We start from the raw sequence: 17,255 nt of genomic DNA, 5'->3' as shown, positions 1-17,255 counted from the left end.
CCGGGAACGCCCGCCGGGGCCCAAGGTCCCAGAGAAGTCCCACAGACGGCGCCGCATCCCTTACCGACCCCTGTATTGGCAGGTCGGATAGGGTGCGGCGGCAGCCGTTTGTCAGATGTCGCGGAACTCATAGACAAAGCTTCTGACCTGGGCAAATGATCCCTCTTGAAGATCATCTTGCACGGTTGTTGCACAAGCCGAACGGAGCAGGACTCACGCGGCCCTGCTGTAGGCGCTACGGACCGCGATGCGGACCTTGGAACCGGCTCCCACGACCCGGTGCACGTATTTACGCAGGGTAAACGCGGGATCGGCGTGTCCGAGGCGGTCCGCGAGCGTGTACACGTCTACCCCGCCGTTGATCATCATCGACGCGTACAGGTGTCGGAGCGCGTGCATCATCACGTCGCGGGACTTCTCCCAGCGTCGTCCCTTCGCGTCGGGCTCAAGGGGCTTGATGAGGCCGGCCGACGCCAGGGCGGGCTTCCAGCGGTAGGAGTTGAACCAATTCGACTGAATGGCGGTCTTCTCCCGGGTGTAGAAGATCAGCCGCACCGTGACCGGGTCGCCGCCTTTGCTGCCCCACGGTCGGGTCACCTCGACCGGCGGGTACTTCTGCATGTGCTCGCGCAGGGGGATGGCCACGTCGTCGGTCAGCTTGACCCACCGGTCCTTCGGGTCCTCGTCGTCTCCGCCCTTGGGGAGGTCGTATACGAGGAACGAGCCGTCGTGGACTACTTGCCGTTGCACGTGCACCATGGCACCGTCCGGATGTGCCCAGTCGATATCTTCTGGTGACAGGCCGAATATCTCTCCTTGCCGAAGACCCAGGCCGCGACCACAGTCGACGAGTGCTTTATAGCGGTCGGGAAGTTCGGCACGAATCTTCTCGGTGTCCTCCCATGTCAGGGTCAGCTCTGCCCGGCCGCCACCTCCTCGCTTCGGCTTGGCGTCCTGCACCGATTTGGCGAGGCACGGATTTTTGTGTATCAGGCTGTCGTCCACGGCCAGGTCAAAGACAGCCCGAAGATTGTCGAAGACCAGGCGCAGTGTGGAACTTTCGAGCAGCCTGCGACGGTCGTGCAGCCAGTCCAGCAAAGATGAGGCGTTCACGTCCTTTACGCGCATCTTCCCGACTGCGGTAGGAACGACGTGCAGGAGAATCCGCTCCTTGTGGCGTCGGTAAGTCCGTGGATTCTTGTGTTCGTGCCCCTTGAGCCACGTAAGGGCGAGTTCACCGACCCTGACCTCACCGGCGCGAGGGTTGATGTACGAACCGTCGTCCACTCCGGACCGCATCTTGGTCTCGTGCTTGCGGGCTTCGACCTCGGTGCGGAACAGCTCCGTCTGCTGGACATCTTCCCGGTTGCGCCATCGGGCCTGCCACCGCTTCCCCGTCCCGTGATCCCGCGTCGGGACTTTGCCGTGTTCCTTGCAGGTCGACTCCCCGTCTTTCGGGCGCGACTTGTGCCAGCGGTCGTACGGCATCGACTCAACTCCTAGTTTCCAACGGCCCTTTGAGTCTATTTGTGGACTCTTTCTAATCAGGGCCATCGTCGACGGCGAGATTGTCTGCCCGTTCATCGCGCCCTGAGTGAATTGGATGTTGATCCAGGCGAGCTGAAGATGTCAAATGCATTCTTGGGGTCTTCGCGACAAAGGGTGCAGAGTGGTAGAGAAGATTTCACCTCAGCGAAGATTCGCCGGTGTCCTTCGAGAGTTCGCAAGAGGCGTAGGCATTTCGTCGAAAGGCCCTCTGTTTGGTCCGGCCGGAATTTAATGCAAACGTTCCGTGCACCACCACGGCGGAATACCGCTCACGTGGTTCTTTCCTGCCCGCTTCGAACCGTTCTGGAGTGCCCATGCGTCGAACCACTGCCCGCGCAGAAGAAGCCGCTAGTGGCGCGGGGGACCGTTGTCCCTTGATGAGCGCGGAGGAGCTGGCCGACTTCCTGGGCGTACCTCTGAATACGGTCTACATATGGAATCACCGACACCAGGGTCCGCGAGCCCACAAGGTCGGCCGCTATTTGCGCTACCGCTGGTCGGAGGTAGAGGCATGGCTGGAAGCTCAAGCAGTGAATCGCGCGACCTGATCGGCCAAAATTGGCTGGTGCCCTTGTCCTTGGTCGGGCGACAGAACCCGGCGTACAGCCCGACTCGCCTGACGCCACCAGCGGCTTTGCCTTGGAGAGGGCCTCCGACGCAGGTCGGAGGCCCCTTCTAGTGACGCCATCCTGAAACGGCACGGCCCCCTACGCCCGGTCGCGCCTGAGAGCCGTCTCGCCGAGCCCGAGGGCCATGCTGTCCATGAGCTGACGAGCGAAGTCCTCCAGAATTGAGGGGTTGTTAGCGAGGAACTCCATGACCCCCTCGGTTCGCTGCTCAGGCGAAAGCTCTTTCAGTTCCTGCTGCCATGCCAGGGTGGCAGCACCGCCATCCTCGACTTGGGCATTCACGATGAGGCTCCAGAGTGCCTGCTGGGCGTCCTCACGAGCGAGCCAAGTCATGAACATCTGCTGGAACTGCTGGCTCGTCACAGTGACCTTCGGGTCGCTGGGCGCGGTGGCCAGATCTTGGGAAGGCGCGTCCGCCTCGCCTCCCGGGACGGCAGCAGGAGGTGTCGTCGTGGCCCCGGCCCGCAAGGCCTTCTTCTGGGCTCTGCGGGCCTGTTGCTTCAGCACCAAGGCTTCGCCCTTGGCAACGAGGACCGGTACGGCCTGGGTGTGCCACCAGTGGGCAACGTGAGGTTTTGCGATTTCTACGAGACCCTCGATGATCTGGCCCGTGATGTCAGCCACGGCCTGTTGGCCGGGGGTGAGCTGAGGACGCTGATCCTCCACGTACTTGGTGACGTAGACGATCTCGGGCTTGTCTGTGAAACCTGACTCCTTTTCGGCCTTCAGGCGGATCTCAACGTGCTCCGGCCCCTTGTCACTCGTCTTGGGAGTGAACCCACGGCTCCAGCCTTTGCTCTTCCGCGAGTCGGCGAGGTGCTCGCCCTTGGGGATACGAACAACTGCGTCGACCTCGTCGTACTCCTGGTCCTCGGCCATGCGTCCTCGTCAGTGCTCGGGTCTTCCTCGGCGCTCGGTCGGCGAGGAAGTCGCGGTAGTAGAACCTCACTCATGACCGTAGCTGTAGCGTCCGACGATTTGGCAGGTTCGGCGAGCATCGCATCAGCCGCCACAGAGCCGCAGGTCCAAGGTTGTCACCAGTCCCCTTGCCGGATCCGCTCGTCGGACACGATCCCGTAGACGTACCGCCCAGAACGTTCGGGGCATCGTGGAATCTCCGACGGCCCCGCGATCGGCCATGCCTCCAGCGCTGACCTGATCTCGTGCCACTGCACGTTGCGCCGACTCTCGACGATGACCAGGGTGTAGTGGTTGGTCCGGTAGGTGAAGGGCTTGCCGGTCTTCGTGTAGAAGACCTCGCCCTGGTGCTCCTCGATCCGAGGCCTCGCCGTCTCCATGTTGGGACCGACCGGCACCGGCTCGGGTGGAGGTGGCGGCGGCACTGGATGCCCTGCCCACCGGAGCCGTTCCTCCGGCGTTGGCTCCCGGCTACTCCGATGCCAGGATGCGCTCCCCGGCACGGTGGTCGAGGTGACTGCCAGCTCTGTTCCGTCCGGCAGCACCCCACGGCCAGGCTCTCGGTAGGGCTCCGTAATCCTGATGTCACGCCGCTCATAGCCGAGCCTGCTGGCAACTGACTCCAGGGTCCCCATCTGAGTGTTCCCGACGTACGACCACTGGTCCTCGCTCGCATCGTCCGAGAACTCCACGACGCCGACCAGGTAGACCCCGTTCTCGTTCGGGTCGCCGAAGAGCTGCCGCAAGCGGTCGGGTCCAAAGTCGCCCATCATCTATCCGTCCACCCCTGCATCGCCGCTGTCAGATTCTCCGTCGATTAATGCGATCACAGTCTCCCTTGCGGCTGAGTCGCGTGCTGTGCCATCCGGGACCCGATCACAGCCACCCTGCTGAGCACCTCGGTGGCTTCCTTGAGTGTGGTTGAGGGCGGCAGCACAAAGCGCGCGCCGAACTCGACTTCACCGCTGAGCTTGGCCTGCTTCTCGCCGTAGCCAGCGCCGAGGAACGCTGGAGCACCGAGCGCCTTGAGTCTAGCCACGCCATCCTTCTCCCACTGCAAGGTCTTGCGCGGCGGATGGGGTCTCCACGGAATCCAGTCCTCTTGGGCGAGGTACTCCTGCCAGAGCAGCGCCAGGTGATCCCAGTCGAAGGCCTTGGAGGAGGTGACTCGCTGCTGCGCGAGGAAGAAGCGGAAGTCGACCCCGCGAAGCCCGCTGCTGTCGACGAGATTGCCAACCTCCTGAGTCGGCAAGCTCTCGGTGGCATCCCAACGGACGGTGTAGCCGCTGCCCGGAATCGGGGCGTCCACGATCGCGACGTACAGGCCACCGGAGCCGATCTCCCGGATGGCCTTCGATGAGCCGCCGGGCAAGGCGACGTTGTCGTACATATAGGCAGCACGAAGCCGGAGGGCGAGGTACAGGTCGATACCGTCGATCTGATTCCAGATTGTGTGGCCATCCACCTCCGGCACCTGGGACTCGATGTGGCTCGTCCAGGCTGTAGCGGTCGTCGCGGCCCACGGTACCGGGGACGAGGCGAAGGGAGCGATGAGCTCTTCCCAGGTGAGGTTCTGCCAGTCCTGGGCATGGGTGGTGTCGAGACGGATGCGCTGAAGCGAGACCGCCACGAACCGGCAGTCGTCTCGGTCCTCCTCGGCGACGTATCTGTAGTACCGCTCCAACTGTTCAATTCCGAGGCCGGCAAGCAGCTTCACTTCGACGACAGCGACAACCTGACCGTTCGCCTCCACCACCAGGTCGGGGCGATCCGATGCCTTCCGGCCCCGCGACTTCGAGACCTCCCGACGGATCTGGAGCGGGCCAACAGCGTCGATGCCGAGGACGGAGCGGGTGATCGCCTGGTCGGCATTCATGAGGGTGGCGAGCAGATCGCTCCACGCGTTCTCGCTGTTGATCGAGAGCAGGAAGCGAAGGTCCGGAAGACTGCTCACTCGCTGCCCTCTCCCAGCTCCGCGTCGATGTTGAGCACGCGGATCCTGGACTGCGACTGCGCGAGGAGCACCGCAGCGTTCTCGGCAAGGCGACGGGCGGACTTGAGCCGCAGGTCCAGCTCGACATTGTCACCCCAGCGGACTGACGTTGCGATGGCGAATGCGATCGAACCGCCGGACTCCAAGTGGCCGACGATCTCCTTGTGGATGCGGCGGCTGGTGCGCTGACTAGAGCGATCCGTCTTGGCGTTGCGGTAGTTGCTGGCTCGCCTGGCCAGCTCCACGGACTCCCCGATGTAGAGCACGCGGATGCCGTCGTCGTCCACACCGAAATCGTAGCGGTAGAGCCCTGGCGCTCGCGGGAGTCCGGGAAACCTCGGCAGGCCGACTTTGTCCAGCGTGATCGGGCCGGCGCTCAGCCACGAGAACGCAACGCGGACGTCGAGCGCCTCCAGTTCCTTGAGCTGGGACTCGTCGAAGGGCCTACGACGCGCCGCGCCGGTCAGCCGCGGGATTGAGCCGCTCTCGGCGGCCGAGGATCCGGCACCGATCAAGAACCCGAGGTTCTGCAGCCACCGCCGAGAGGCCTGCGACTGAAACCTGCTGCGCTTGGCACCTGTCGCAAGGAAGATGACCTGCTTGACCGGCCAACGCACACCATCTACTTCGACCCAGTACTCGCGGATCTCCTCGGGCACGTGACCAGCAAGACGCCCACGAACAAGCGTGGGCGTCAGCTCGAAGGATTCGCCATCGAGGGTGAACTGCATGGAACGGAGGTTAGTCTCAATCGTTCATGGGTTCTCATCAGTTCGCTGACGGGGACGCTGTGCGTGTGGGGTGCGGCTTTTCCGGGGGTGAGGCCGCTCCTCCCGGACGACCAGCCCCATCCCCCTGGGCCAGGTGCCCAGGTCGGGCATATCGGCGATCTCCGCAGCCCAGGCGCCGGGCCGTTCGGTGCCGCCGGCGTATTAGGGCCGGCGTCCACGCCTTCTTAGGGATCTTCAGTACGGCTTTGGTGGATGGCGTCGGTGATGGTCATTCCGACGGAATACGACAGCCGCTGCCCATCAGGCGTGGATGCTGCCGCCGGAGTCGGTGCGGATCAGTGTCTGCCGTCCCAGCCGCAGAGCCTTGAGGAGTTGTGCCAGGGCGAGTCGGGCGGTTTCGATGTGGTCCGCGGCGGTGTTGAAGCCTGCGTTGCCGGGCCGCAGCAGGGAGGCCACCGGCTCCCCGGACCCGGCCTGGCCGTGGTCGACGAACGCGACGAGGGGGTGGTGGCCGAAGGTCTTCTTCCGGGTCGCGGTGGCGTCCTGTTTCTCGGAGTGCGCGAGGGTTAGCACTCCGCCGATGTCCACGATCACCTGGCCGTCGGTGGCCGGACTGTACGCACCGGCCAGTTCCCAGACCCGCCCCGTGCTCGGGAACGTGCGTCCCGGATCGCCGCGTGGGCTTTCGGGCGGATGCGGCGAGTCTGTCGATGACACGGGAGACTGCGGGATCGGAGGCCACCGGGCCGAACATCCGGCTCGGCCCGCAGCATGCCGATGTCGGCCAGACAGCCCCCGCCGAGTGCGACGGCCAAGGCCACATCCAGCAGGATCTTCCCCGGATCGTGCACGGCCCGCGGCTTGCGCCACGGCGTGAGTGCCACCGATATCGCGGTGTTCAGACCGGACTTGCAGACCATCTCGGCCAGCAGCACCGACCCGGCCTGTGAGTGGAGCATTTCGCCATTGTTGAGGGCGAGCTCGGTGATGGCCAACAAAGTAGAGAAGCCGTATTCTTGCTGTTCAGAAGCGCGTCTCGCCTACGTGACCACCCGTCGGACAGCTCGCTTCATGAAAGCGCGAGGTTAGCGGTCAAACTGCGGGGCGGCGCAGAACTGACCCAGAACGGAGACGCCGTGACGGACCTCCCCGAAGAGGGCCAGCCCATCGAGGCCGTATCGACGGTGTACAGCGGCACCACCTTCCGTTCTCGGCTCGAAGCCGACTGGGCCCGCACCCTCGACACTCAAAGCATCCTCTGGCAGTACGAGCCCGAGCAGTTCACCTTGCCGTCGGGGGCGCATTACCTGCCGGACTTCTGGCTGCCCGAGATCGGGACATGGCTTGAGGTCAAGGGGCCAGCCACCCCCCGCAAGGAAAAGGCCGTCGAGCTGGGCAAGGTGCGCGCCTGCCGTTGCGACGGCCCCTGCGCCTGCGCGTGGCCCGGTGGCGAGATGGTCCTCCTTGGCTGGGTCGCGGAACGCGCCCACGGCGACATCAACGTGGCTCGTAGCCGGTCGGGCTACGCCAGTTGGGCTGCCGCTCACGGGCCCAGCGCGTACTTCGCGTTGTGCCCCTGGTGCGGGCTCAGACAGTGGATCACCCTGCGCCGTCCGTGGAAGTGCCGCGCCTGTCGCCGCAGTCTGGAAAGCGAGGAGCTGTACCAGCCCCACGACCGTGTGCTGCCTTTCGGGAGCGGCTCGGGGTGGTCTCCTGCGGACACGGTGGCCATCCGCAGGGAGATCGCCGAACAGATAGCTGAGGCAGAGGCCGCTGACTCGGAGGACTCTCGCTCGGAGGCCCCGTACGAAGCGTGAGGGCGCGGGCGCGTAATGCTCGCCCACTCGCGGGTGAAGGTCCACTCTCGCCCGGCTCCGACTGGGCGCCGTGCTGCCGCCACGAGGCGGCGACACTTCGACGGCTCCCCAGGGACGGTCGGCTGGGGGCGCTGAACCCGGCAGGCCTGGAACAGATTCGCGCGCCCGGCGTTTTCAAATCATGGCGGCTCGAACACTACGGGCCGCCTCCGCCCCTCTCGCTGGCCTGCGTCGAACACATGGGTAGGGTCGCGGTACCCGAGGTGGAGAGGTAGCCGCATGGACCCCGAGATCGTGATCGCGCAGACGACGAGTGACGACGAGGAGCAGGCGAAGACCCTCGCCAGAGGCGCTGTTGAGAGCAAACTGGCGGCGGGCGTTCACATCGATGCGCCCATCACCGCCTTCTACTGGTGGCAGGGGAAGGTCGAAGCGGCTCAGGAGTGGCGGATCTCCTACATGACGTCGGCGGATCGCCTCCCCGCGCTTGAGGCATGGCTGCACGAGAGGCACCCGTACGACGTCCCCCAGTGGGTCACGCTGCCTGTGACCGGAGGGTCGGAGGCGTACTTGTCCTGGGTCGTCGACGAGACGCGTCCGCAGTAGAGGTCACCACCGCAGCGCCTCGCTCTCACCGAGCCCGTGCGCTTGGACGCTTCACAGCGTCGCGAACGTCAGCAGGTGGCTGGCCAGGTCATGCTCGGTGTCGGGGAGCCCGGCAGCGATGGCCTGCGCCCGCTGACGGCCCATGGTGTTGGGCTTCGACTCCGCCGCTGCCGCGAACTGGTGCGCGACGTAGGCCCCGCGGTCTACGTCGCCGCCGCGCAGAAGGGCGGACGCCAGGTCCCCCAGGACGACCACACCGGACTCGGGGAGTTCACCACCGAGGCGCTCGACTGCGGAGTCGGCCGTGGCCGTCAGCTCCTGACGCTTGAGTTCGCCGTAGACCGAGAGGGCGAAGGAGTCAATCCGGTACGGCGTCACGAAGCGGACCCACGCCTGCTCGCTCGATGGTCGGCGAAGTCATAGGCGAACTTGGCCTGGTCCAGCGCGCGAAGGGCCGCAGCGTCATCGCCTGACTGAGCGGCCTCCTCCGCGTACCGGCCCAGGGCCCATGCTGCGGCGGTTGCATTGCCACGTCCGCGTACGTCCTGAGCTGCCTGCGAGAGCATTTCCAGCGCCTTCGCAGGGCTGGGGGCACCATAGCTCGCGTAGCCCAGAGCCAGGGCGCGCAGAGGGGGGTGCCCAGCCTTCTTCGCGCACTCCGAGGTCACTCCGTAATAGGAGATGGCCTTGTCGTGCTCGCCGAGGTCCCAGGCAACCCATCCGGCAAGAGCTGCGGTCTCTCCCGCCGCGATGGTCAGTGCTCGCTCGTGGGTTCCGGCGCGGGGAAGGGCTGCGGTGATCGCGTCCAAGTGTGCCTCGACCCGAGACTGCAGGCTGAGCGCGCTCTCGCTCAGCTCGTCCACGTGCAACCGGGCCGCATGATCAATAAGCACCCCCGCTGACTCAGGGTCGATCTTGGAACCTTTGCTGAGGGCATAGGCCAGCCGGCCCCACGGCTCGGCAGCCGCAGCCGCACTGATGACTGCGCCTCCCAGCAGCGTTCGGCGTTTCACGTCGTCCAGGTCCTCCGCCTCGGCCTTGTTCTTCTCTCGCCGCCTGGCGCGGGCGGCTTTCGCCTCGCGCAGCAGCGGCTCCAGCGGGACGCCGCAAGCCAAAGCGATGTTCCCCAGGGTGTGGTCCGTCGGAACGTTGGCACCGTTCTCGTACCGATTGACCTCTCGGCGGGTCATCGTTGCCCGGCCGGAAGCGGCGTTGATCGCACCGGCCTGCTCGTCCTGCGTCCGATCCGCGTTACGCCGCAGGTGACGGAGCAGATCGGCAAACGGATCCACTGCCATGAGTCTGACCCCTGTTCGTGGGAGAAAGCCAATACTCTCCTCAACTCCCCCCTGATTTCCCCCCTTGACAAAGATTTCCCCCCTCCGGTTTCCCCTGTTCCGGATCGCGCAGCCACGGTGCGATGTGCGCATGACCACGCACCGGACAGCAACGCCACCTCGACCTGGGGGCGACGACTGTGGCGCCCACCTCGTCGGCGCCGCGACCGCTCGGTGTCCGCTGGCCTCTCACGTCTTCGAGATGGTCATGGAGCCGGTGGATGTGCACGTCGCTCAAGCACGGCGAACCACGGCCACCGTGCTGAAGCAGTGGTCGTTGCCGGACGCGCCGGCAGAGGACGCCCGGCTCGTCGTCTCGGAGTTGGTGTCCAACGCGATCATCCACGGTTCCGGGGATGTTCGACTGCGACTGCGACACGACGATCACGAGCTTCGAATCCGAGTCACCGACGACAGCACCGCACCGGCGAGGCGACGACGCGCAAGTGCCGCTGGCCTCGGTGGTCGAGGGCTGCACCTCGTCGCCTGCCTGTCGCTTCGGTGGGGCGTCGCGGACGGCGGCCGAACTACGTACGCGGTCATCCCCACTCTCACGGAGGCACCCCCATGTCACCGCACGACGCAATCAAGCACGGACCCGACGTGTTGAGCCTCGTTGCCTTCGACTGGGGACGTGAGAAGCACACGGGCGCTGGGTCGCCGATTGCTGGCAACGACCACCCGAGATGGCCCCGCACCTCTCCCCGGGTGAAGCGCCAGTCCCGAGCCGGCCAACTCCGAGGCTTCCGTGAGCACTTCTACCGACAGGTCGTCGACACGCAGGACGATCAGTCGCTGCGCGTGCTGGCGTACAGCTTGGTACCGACTCCGAGGGCCCGACCTGACGAGGACTGGGGAACGCTACAGGCTGAGGCCGACCAGCTCGGTTACGCGATCGCCGCCCGGCTCCACGATGTGGCCGTCCCGGTGACCACGACGTACTTCCCGGCATCCAGTGCGAGCCAGGGCGTCTACACGCCGCCTTGGGATCGACCTGGTTGGCGGGAAGCCGAGCGGCAGCTCCGAGAGGGCTTGGCCGACGGCGTGATCGTTCTCGACCGGCACAACATCAGCTCCGATGACGACGAGTACGACGCCGTGATCAAACATCTGGGCGAGCACTGCCGGGCGTTTCTCCACCTCGTGATCTCCGAGGAGCCCGTCGCGCCGACTTGAAGGCGTCCACTGCGCTGGATGGACAGGAAGGGCTGGGGCTGGCGGCAGATCAGCGCTCAGATCGCCCTGATCGCCACCGTGAGCGTCGCGCTCGCCTTCACCTTCAAATACACCTGGCCGAGGGCTGACCATGACTTTCGAGGGACACACCGATCGCGCGCCGCGCCTCCTGCCGCACCGCGAGCAGGGCGAAGCGCTCCTCGCCATCCGGGAAGCCGCCCCGTCGCCGCCCAGCGAAGACGGCATCGACCTCTTCGCCGTGCCCGCGGCTGAGGTTCAGGGGCGTGGCTTCGACCTCTCGCGCTTTCACCGGCTGTCGCGCCTGCCGGCCGCGCCGAATGGATCGGTCGTGCGCGGGCTTGGGCGACGGCGATGTGGCGGGGGATTCCGGTTTCCTGGGCGATGCGAGCCAGGGTCTTGTCGCTGTCGATGTACTCGCGTTGCAGGAAGGCGGTGGTGAGGACCTCTTTGGCCTGTTGGTGGAGGCGCCAGGAGCCGAGGCTCGATGACCTGGCCCACTCGCGCGGTTCGCGGGGAACCCGTTCGAGTGCGAACCGGATGTGGGTCAGGGTGGTGTCCAGATCCTTGGCAGCTTCTCGCGGTGCGCGTTGTTCGGTGATGACGATGCGGCGTACTTCTTCCAGGTCGATGTCGTCGAGGTGCCGGCCGGGGAGATCGAGTCCGTCGGCGCATTCTTGCGGTGGTTCCCAGGTCAGTGGCTCGTCGATGTTCAGGTCGTGCAGGATGCCGATCGCGTGCTGGTGGAGGGCATCTCGCTGGTCGAGGGTCAGGGAGGGCGGGAAGGCGAAGTACCGGGAGCGGTCGGGCGCCGATCGCAGGACGAGGGGATGGCGGGGGTCGGTGAGGTCGGCGCCGGTGAGGAGCTGGTTGAGGTAGCGCTGGGCGTTGAGGTAGCGGGGGGCCTGGGTGGTCTTGGCGCTGAGCTGTTCACCGGGCTGGGTGCCGGTGCGGAAACACAGCTCGCGCCACTGGTCGGGACTGATCGGGGCCGCGGGGATGATGTGCCGCCGACGTTCGTAGTCGATGGGGCTGCCGTGGTCGTCGAGATGGTGGGCGAGGTTGCAGAGTGCGGTGAGCACGTCCGGGTGGCCGGACTTGAGGGCTCGTTGCAAGGTGACGGTCATGGCGTTCGGCAGGTGCGGTCCCAATCGGTCGGTGACGCCGCGTGCCCGAAGGACAGGTTCCCCGGGCAGGAGAAGCAGTGCGGCGGCGATGCCGCGGAACAGGTTCTCTTGCATCCCCTCCTGGGGCATGAGTCGCACTGTCCAACCGGGCCAGAGCAGCTGCGGAACGTTTCGGATGCGTGCGCTCGCGCTGCGATCGCCGGGTTCGGGGACGCGGGCGCGTGGGGTGGAGGAGGAGAAGCGGACGCGGTCCAGGGCGCCCATGATCTGATCGCCGGCGTGCAGGAAACGGCGCCGTGTGCCTGGCGAGAGCCGGGACCATTGCTCGGCGGTCATGCCCTTGGGGATCACCTTGTTCGGGGTGTCGCGCCGGGACCGCAGGACGTGGACAGCGTGGACGGCCGAGTCGTCGTCGGGTGTGTCGAGGAAGGCCAGGGCCGCGTGGGCGATGACACCGCTGGTGGCGGCGTCGAGCGGCTTGACCCGGTCGGCCGGAGTCCGGGTGGCCAGCGGCCGGCGGCGCCAGCGCTCGCGGACCGTCCGGCCCATCGTCTGGATGTCGTTGTCGTCGATCGTGTGCATCAGCCATGGCGTGCACTGGTTCAGGTCGGCCAGGACCGTGCCGGCCGTGGACGGCGTGGCGAGCAGGACGTCGACGCGGTGCTGAGCGGCGAGCAATGGATGATCGGAGTCCAGCGGCAGAACGTCGGAGCTGGTCAGGTCGGTGCCGCAGACCGACGTGAGCCGGGAACCGAGGGTGCAGGTTCCCGCCGGGAACCGCAGAGTGTGTCCGGGGAGCCTGATGCGTACTCCTTCGCCGCAGCCGGAACAGGTGTCGTGCAGCAGGGCCTCGTGCGTGGTGCAGGCGAACGTCCAGGGCAGCCACCACTTCCGCAGCCACCGTCCTTCCCGCTCGGCCAGGCACTGGGGACAGAACCGGCATCGTCGTTGCCGCCTGGGGCCGAGGGGGAAGTCGCTGCCGATCACCGCCTGATCGAGGCGACCCGCCGGCAGGCCGGTGCGGATCTCCAGCTCGCGCAGCACGGCGACGGGCGGGGCGCTGACCAGCAGGCGGGTGAGGTGTTGCCGGGGCATACCCAGGACGCGCAGGAACGCGGAGAGCGTCAGGCCGTTGCGGCGGCCCAGTGTCTCCAGCCAGCTGTCGAGACTCTCGCCGTCCAGGATCGGGATCCGCAGCGGCAGGACACGTGCTTCGGTCACGAGGCATCACCGAGCACGGAAGTGATCTTCGCGTGAGCCATGGTGGCGGCCAGCTGCTTGCGTGCCTGCTCGGACGCCTCATCGAGCCGGACGCCGTCCAGGACCTCGCGGGTGATGGCTTCCGTGCCGGTGCGGATCGCGCGGTAGCAGCCGCGCATGAGCAGCGTGAAGTACGACCCGATGTGCCCGCTGGTGCGTTCGAAAAGGTAGTCGGCGTGGCGCAGCAGCATCCCGGGCCGGTGCTCGGCGAGGACGAGCTGACGTTCGGTGGACTTGATCAGGCTCCGCCAGTGGCGTCGGCCCTGCTCGGTGTCGAGACGGAACGGATCGACACCCAGGCGGGTCCAGCGGCGGGCGGTCTGGGCCAGGGCCACATTCTTGCCGGTCAGCCCGTCTGCGAAGAACCGCCGCTCGGCGAGGCCGGCACCGACATAGACGAAGGTGACCGGCAGCTCGTTGGCGAGCCACTTGAGGTGGTTGGACACCGCCAGGCCGTCGCGGCGGTCCAGGTCGATGAAGTGGATGTCGTCGATGATGCCGAGCTGGGTCTCGCAGGACAGGACGCAGTCCAGCGCGTGGCTGGCCAGGGCGGCGGCGTTCGCCCGGTCAGTGGCGGGGTGGCCGTAGTACTCGCAGATCATCCGGTTCAGGGTTCGCAGGGTGGTGTTGGAGGTCAGGCCGACACGGAAGATGGGGATGCGTTCGTGTCCGGCCTCGGTGACCGTGGACAAGCGGCGCATCTGCTGGCGGTCGAAGTCGCGGCCGAACAGGTTGGCGATGGTGGTCTTGCCCAGGCCCGGCAGTGCGTCGATGACGGCGGCGGAACGGATGCGGTCGCCGTCCTGCCGATTGGCGGCGACGATCTGTTCGAGTTCGTCGTGGATGCCCGCGAGTTGAGGCGTCTGGATGATGCCGAAGTTCGCGTGCCAGTCGTGCCGGGAGTCGTTGTAGTCCTCGGCTGCCGCCTCGGTCAGCGCGGCCAGTTGGGCCCGGGGCAGGGTCTCGGGCCGCTGCCGCGGCGCGGCGTCGGCGAAGCGGCGCCAGCCCTCCTTGCGGGAGAGGCTGAACAGGTTGGGCTGCCTCACTCGATCACCTCGAAGGCGTCGGCGTAGAAGTCGTCGCCCTCGGGGGCGTCGAACAGCTCGTCCTCCTCATCGCTGTCCCCGGCCGGCAGGTCGGGCACCAGCCTCAGCTCCGGAGGCGTCAAGGGGCCGGACTGCTCGGGCAGCACCGGCAGGGACAGGGCGCGGCGATCTGCCGACAGCCGCACCGCCATGCGGCGTTCGCGCCGGTCGGTGACCATCCCCTGGTCCCAACGGGCCAGAAGATCCGACAGGGCCTGAGAGGCGTCGATGTGCCGGCCCTCGCGTGCGGCCAGACGGCGAGCATAGGCGGCGGCCTCACCGCTGAAGGCCATCTTCAGCGCCGGAGCGTGTTCCCAGAGCAGCGGATGCCAGGAGTCGTCGGCCGGGTCCTGGAAGTAGACGAACCGCACGTCGTCAGGGTTGACGTGGATCGGCCACTGCCGCCCGAGACCGGCATAAGGACTCGGTGCGTTGCGGTAGCCATCCAGCACGGGCCCGTTGTAACGCAGGCCGTCGACCTCGACCCCGTAGTGCTGGATCGTGCGCGGCTTGACCGCGAGGAACTGGAAGGCCAGGTTCGGCGAGGCCGGCATGCGCAGTCGTCCGGCGCGGGCCAGGCCGATGCGCAGCATCTCCAACGGGGACAGCGACAGCTTCGGCCACTGCGGGATGACCAGTCCGTCGTGCTCACGCCGGTGATAGACCTCCGTGATCCACTCGCGGATGATCTCCTCCACCTCGTGGATGAAGAAGAACGCGGCGTCCTCGACCGCCTGCCCGCGGCTGTGGACGTCGGGCCCCTTGTAGGCGGGAAGGTGCTGGATCAGCCCTTCCCGCAGGGTGCGGAAGAAGCGTTCGACGGTTGGTTTGTCCGTGGGCTTCTTCGGCTGGGCCGGCTGAATGGACATCCCCAGCCGGGTGCAGACGCCGATCACGTGCGCGGACATGAACGCCCGCCCGTGGTCGATGACCAGCGTCTCTGGCGGACACAGTCCGCCGCCGGGGGTGAGCCTGTCCTCGGTGAACACCACCTCGTCCCACAGCCCGTGGTAAGGAGCGAGCGCGGGCCGGACCGTGTCGTCCAGGGGAGGGCAGACCGCCTCGAACAGCACTCCGGCGACGTCCACTGCCTTCGTGGAGCAGGCCGTCACCCGCAGGCCGACGATGCAGCGCGAGAACAGGTCCTGGGCGACGGTGAGCTGGACCGGAACCCAGCGGCAGGTCACCGGTTCCATGGCGTAGATGTCCAGGTCCTGGGTGTCGAGCACGACGTACTCACCGGGCCGGGTGGCCCTCAGTCGTCCGTAAGTGCCCTGCGGCCTCTCCGCGATCGAGCGGCGGGCCTTGGCGCTGCCGGACACCGCGTTCGTGCCCTTGGCCAGCCAGGCGAGCCGGGCGTAGGCCGTGCTCCGGGACGGGATCGGAACCGTCCCCTTGCCGTACTCGCTGGTCAGCCGTTCCTCGGCCCACAGCAGTAGAGCCGACCGTGTGGGGGTCGAGCCGGTCACCGACTCCGCCATCACCCGGCGCACCGCCTCCTCCCAGCGGGGATCGACGTTGGAGATCCTCCCCGTGCGGGCATCGACGAGGCCGGCCTCACCACTTTCCCGGTAGGCGGTCAGCCACCGCTCAATCGTGCGAGCCGAAACACCCAGCTCAGCGGCCTTGGCCGCAGTTCGGTCCTTCAGCGGAAGATCGGGATCGTAAGCGGGCCTGGGCTCGCTCGGCAAAGCACTGCCGACATGCCCGGACCGGTAGCCGCTGAGCACCTCCCGGACGTGCCCCGCCCGTTCCTCCAGCCTCTGACGCTGGTCTGCCGACAAGCCCGCCAGCAGCAGGCCAACCCCGTTTGAGCCGGTCGGCGCGGGAACACCGATCGACCGGGCTCCGGCTGCCAGCCGTCCGAGCGGAACGGACCTGTACTCGCCCGTCCGCTCGTTGCGGACCGTCGTGTGCAGACCCTCGACGTCCACGACCTCGACGGCGTCACCGCTGAAGAAGAGCCGGGCCCCTGGAAACAGGGTCATCGCGTACGCACTCATGCCGCCACCCGGATGCGGCTCGCACGGTTCAGCGGAGCACACAGGTCGGTGACGAGCTGGCCGGACCAGACCAGGTGCAGGACGACCGGACGGACGATCTCGCACGAGTGGTGTCCGGCCAGGGCGGCCTCGACGCCGCCGATCGTCGGCTGGTCCACCGCGGCGTCCAGCACGCGTGCAATGAGCGAGGTTTCCACCAGATTGCGGCGCCGGTAGCCGGCCAGGAAGCGCACGTTCTCCACGACAGCAGGCTCGGCCCCCGACCAGGTCTCATAGACCCAGCCGCGGCGCGAACACACCTGGCGTGTCCAGTCGAACTGTGCGATCACCTTGGGATCCTTCATGCGTGAGGGGGATTTGACGTCCACGACGGTCACCAGACCGCCGGCGTGGACAAGGAACAGATCGGGAACATGGCGGCGGATGCGGGTACCGTCCGAGCCGACCAGTTGGAAGGGCTGGGCCGCGATCTCCACGATGTCACCGGCGAAGTCGGCGATCAGGATTCGGGCGAGCTCCAACCGGCTCTCGTACGCCACCATCCGACCTGTTGTCGAGGCGTGGTACCAGCCCGAATAGTGCTTCTGGCCCCGGTACCAACGGAACTCGCGTACCGGAAGTCCGCCGGCGACTTCGTCCACCGGAACCCGGTCGAGCTCAGCCTCGACCAGTCGTTCGTTGGCCCGCCGATACGTGACCCGGACTGTCCGGCAATCTGTCGCATCCGCGTCGCCTGCACCAGTCCCCATGGCCGCCCCTTCGTGCCCGATGTTGCCGACACCAGGACACTGGCCACCACCAGCGCTAACGTGAGCGGAAAGGCGGACAAACCAAACGAAAGGCTGGACCGCGAACTGTCAGCGTGACGCTGACGCCGTACCTAGGAGCGTGGGTCGGTAACGGGCAAGCGGGTGGGTGGTCGGGGCTGGCGGGGTCGGTCGTAGTCGCCTGGTCGGTGTTGGCTGGCCCGAGGCCGGGGTCTCCTGGGCCTCGGGTTGGTCCAGGGG

General features: G+C 66.8%; 16 protein-coding genes and 1 pseudogene. 5 read left to right on the top strand and 12 right to left on the bottom strand.

The window, feature by feature from the left end:
- Nucleotides 1-213 precede the first annotated feature (213 nt).
- A complete protein-coding gene (locus OTB16_RS29940) occupies nt 214-1,488 on the bottom strand; it encodes a tyrosine-type recombinase/integrase (RefSeq protein ID WP_267724187.1) in 1,275 nt (424 codons plus the stop codon).
- 374 nt (nt 1,489-1,862) lie between these two features.
- Between OTB16_RS29940 and OTB16_RS29935 the strand changes: the two genes are divergently transcribed.
- Nucleotides 1,863-2,096: a helix-turn-helix transcriptional regulator gene (locus tag OTB16_RS29935; RefSeq protein ID WP_030577858.1), complete on the top strand. Its 234-nt coding sequence runs from the start codon at nt 1,863-1,865 to the stop codon at nt 2,094-2,096.
- A gap of 159 nt (nt 2,097-2,255) precedes the next feature.
- On the opposite strand, the gene OTB16_RS29930 is transcribed toward OTB16_RS29935, so the two are convergent.
- The 5 genes and pseudogenes from OTB16_RS29930 to OTB16_RS29910 all read right to left on the bottom strand — a co-directional run.
- Nucleotides 2,256-3,056, bottom strand: a complete 801-nt coding sequence (locus tag OTB16_RS29930) for a hypothetical protein (protein ID WP_267724184.1) — start codon at nt 3,054-3,056, stop codon at nt 2,256-2,258.
- 155 nt (nt 3,057-3,211) lie between these two features.
- On the bottom strand, nt 3,212-3,475 hold the full coding sequence (locus OTB16_RS29925) for a hypothetical protein (RefSeq protein ID WP_160310979.1): 264 nt from the start codon (nt 3,473-3,475) through the stop codon (nt 3,212-3,214).
- A 446-nt stretch (nt 3,476-3,921) separates the two neighbouring features.
- Entirely contained in the window at nt 3,922-5,049 is a 1,128-nt protein-coding gene (locus OTB16_RS29920; RefSeq protein WP_267724180.1) for a PD-(D/E)XK nuclease family protein, read from the bottom strand.
- On the bottom strand, nt 5,046-5,819 hold the full coding sequence (locus tag OTB16_RS29915; RefSeq protein WP_267724178.1) for a GIY-YIG nuclease family protein: 774 nt from the start codon (nt 5,817-5,819) through the stop codon (nt 5,046-5,048). Before OTB16_RS29915 ends, OTB16_RS29920 begins: the two co-directional genes overlap by 4 nt.
- 84 nt (nt 5,820-5,903) lie before the next feature.
- A pseudogene (locus tag OTB16_RS29910) lies at nt 5,904-6,778 on the bottom strand (transposase); the annotation flags it as partial.
- On the opposite strand from OTB16_RS29910, the gene OTB16_RS29905 reads away from it, so the two are divergent.
- Entirely contained in the window at nt 6,770-7,636 is an 867-nt protein-coding gene (locus OTB16_RS29905) for a PDDEXK family nuclease (RefSeq protein WP_267724176.1), read from the top strand. The pseudogene OTB16_RS29910 and the gene OTB16_RS29905 overlap by 9 nt on opposite strands.
- A gap of 279 nt (nt 7,637-7,915) precedes the next feature.
- Complete coding sequence (cutA, locus tag OTB16_RS29900; RefSeq protein WP_040025600.1) at nt 7,916-8,242, top strand: divalent-cation tolerance protein CutA; 327 nt, start codon at nt 7,916-7,918, stop codon at nt 8,240-8,242.
- A 51-nt stretch (nt 8,243-8,293) separates the two neighbouring features.
- On the opposite strand, the gene OTB16_RS29895 is transcribed toward cutA, so the two are convergent.
- Both OTB16_RS29895 and OTB16_RS29890 read right to left on the bottom strand, forming a co-directional pair.
- Nucleotides 8,294-8,620, bottom strand: a complete 327-nt coding sequence (locus OTB16_RS29895; protein ID WP_267724172.1) for a hypothetical protein — start codon at nt 8,618-8,620, stop codon at nt 8,294-8,296.
- The gene (locus OTB16_RS29890; protein WP_267724170.1) at nt 8,617-9,540 is read right to left on the bottom strand and encodes a helix-turn-helix domain-containing protein; all 924 of its coding nucleotides are present in this window, start codon (nt 9,538-9,540) and stop codon (nt 8,617-8,619) included. The genes OTB16_RS29895 and OTB16_RS29890 overlap by 4 nt, the downstream gene beginning before the upstream one ends.
- A 130-nt stretch (nt 9,541-9,670) precedes the next feature.
- On the opposite strand from OTB16_RS29890, the gene OTB16_RS29885 reads away from it, so the two are divergent.
- Together OTB16_RS29885 and OTB16_RS29880 are read left to right on the top strand one after the other, a co-directional pair.
- Nucleotides 9,671-10,189 carry an ATP-binding protein gene (locus OTB16_RS29885; protein WP_324290896.1) on the top strand — a complete coding sequence of 173 codons (519 nt, stop codon included), beginning with the start codon at nt 9,671-9,673 and terminating at the stop codon, nt 10,187-10,189.
- Nucleotides 10,147-10,755: a hypothetical protein gene (locus OTB16_RS29880; protein WP_267724168.1), complete on the top strand. Its 609-nt coding sequence runs from the start codon at nt 10,147-10,149 to the stop codon at nt 10,753-10,755. The genes OTB16_RS29885 and OTB16_RS29880 overlap by 43 nt, the downstream gene beginning before the upstream one ends.
- Nucleotides 10,756-10,811: 56 nt before the next feature.
- Here OTB16_RS29880 and OTB16_RS29875 read toward each other — a convergent pair whose 3' ends face one another.
- The 4 genes from OTB16_RS29875 to OTB16_RS29860 are packed head-to-tail and all read right to left on the bottom strand — an operon-like array spanning nt 10,812 to nt 16,997.
- A complete protein-coding gene (locus OTB16_RS29875) occupies nt 10,812-13,121 on the bottom strand; it encodes a TniQ family protein (protein WP_267724166.1) in 2,310 nt (769 codons plus the stop codon).
- Complete coding sequence (locus OTB16_RS29870; protein WP_267724164.1) at nt 13,118-14,206, bottom strand: TniB family NTP-binding protein; 1,089 nt, start codon at nt 14,204-14,206, stop codon at nt 13,118-13,120. The genes OTB16_RS29875 and OTB16_RS29870 overlap by 4 nt, the downstream gene beginning before the upstream one ends.
- Nucleotides 14,203-16,233 (bottom strand): helix-turn-helix domain-containing protein, encoded by a 2,031-nt coding sequence (locus OTB16_RS29865; RefSeq protein WP_267724162.1) that lies wholly within the window; start codon nt 16,231-16,233, stop codon nt 14,203-14,205. Before OTB16_RS29865 ends, OTB16_RS29870 begins: the two co-directional genes overlap by 4 nt.
- A gap of 11 nt (nt 16,234-16,244) precedes the next feature.
- Nucleotides 16,245-16,997 (bottom strand): TnsA-like heteromeric transposase endonuclease subunit, encoded by a 753-nt coding sequence (locus OTB16_RS29860; protein ID WP_267724161.1) that lies wholly within the window; start codon nt 16,995-16,997, stop codon nt 16,245-16,247.
- Between the last annotated feature and the right edge of the window lie 258 nt (nt 16,998-17,255).

Origin of the sequence: Streptomyces antarcticus (genome assembly GCF_026627255.1) — a bacterium.
Taxonomy (GTDB): Bacteria; Actinomycetota; Actinomycetes; order Streptomycetales; family Streptomycetaceae; genus Streptomyces; species Streptomyces antarcticus.
This window is presented reverse-complemented; position numbering and strand designations above follow the sequence as displayed.

Bases quoted from the DNA above. Each gene is read 5' to 3' on its own strand.
- OTB16_RS29860 (WP_267724161.1), bottom strand. From the start codon at position 16,997: ATGGGGACTGGTGCAGGCGACGCGGATGCGACAGATTGCCGGACAGTC.
- OTB16_RS29930 (WP_267724184.1), bottom strand. From the start codon at position 3,056: ATGGCCGAGGACCAGGAGTACGACGAGGTCGACGCAGTTGTTCGTATC.
- OTB16_RS29885 (WP_324290896.1), top strand. From the start codon at position 9,671: ATGACCACGCACCGGACAGCAACGCCACCTCGACCTGGGGGCGACGAC.
- OTB16_RS29940 (WP_267724187.1), bottom strand. From the start codon at position 1,488: ATGCCGTACGACCGCTGGCACAAGTCGCGCCCGAAAGACGGGGAGTCG.
- OTB16_RS29890 (WP_267724170.1), bottom strand. From the start codon at position 9,540: ATGGCAGTGGATCCGTTTGCCGATCTGCTCCGTCACCTGCGGCGTAAC.
- OTB16_RS29880 (WP_267724168.1), top strand. From the start codon at position 10,147: ATGTCACCGCACGACGCAATCAAGCACGGACCCGACGTGTTGAGCCTC.
- OTB16_RS29865 (WP_267724162.1), bottom strand. From the start codon at position 16,233: ATGACCCTGTTTCCAGGGGCCCGGCTCTTCTTCAGCGGTGACGCCGTC.
- OTB16_RS29925 (WP_160310979.1), bottom strand. From the start codon at position 3,475: ATGGAGACGGCGAGGCCTCGGATCGAGGAGCACCAGGGCGAGGTCTTC.
- OTB16_RS29915 (WP_267724178.1), bottom strand. From the start codon at position 5,819: ATGCAGTTCACCCTCGATGGCGAATCCTTCGAGCTGACGCCCACGCTT.
- OTB16_RS29935 (WP_030577858.1), top strand. From the start codon at position 1,863: ATGCGTCGAACCACTGCCCGCGCAGAAGAAGCCGCTAGTGGCGCGGGG.
- cutA (WP_040025600.1), top strand. From the start codon at position 7,916: ATGGACCCCGAGATCGTGATCGCGCAGACGACGAGTGACGACGAGGAG.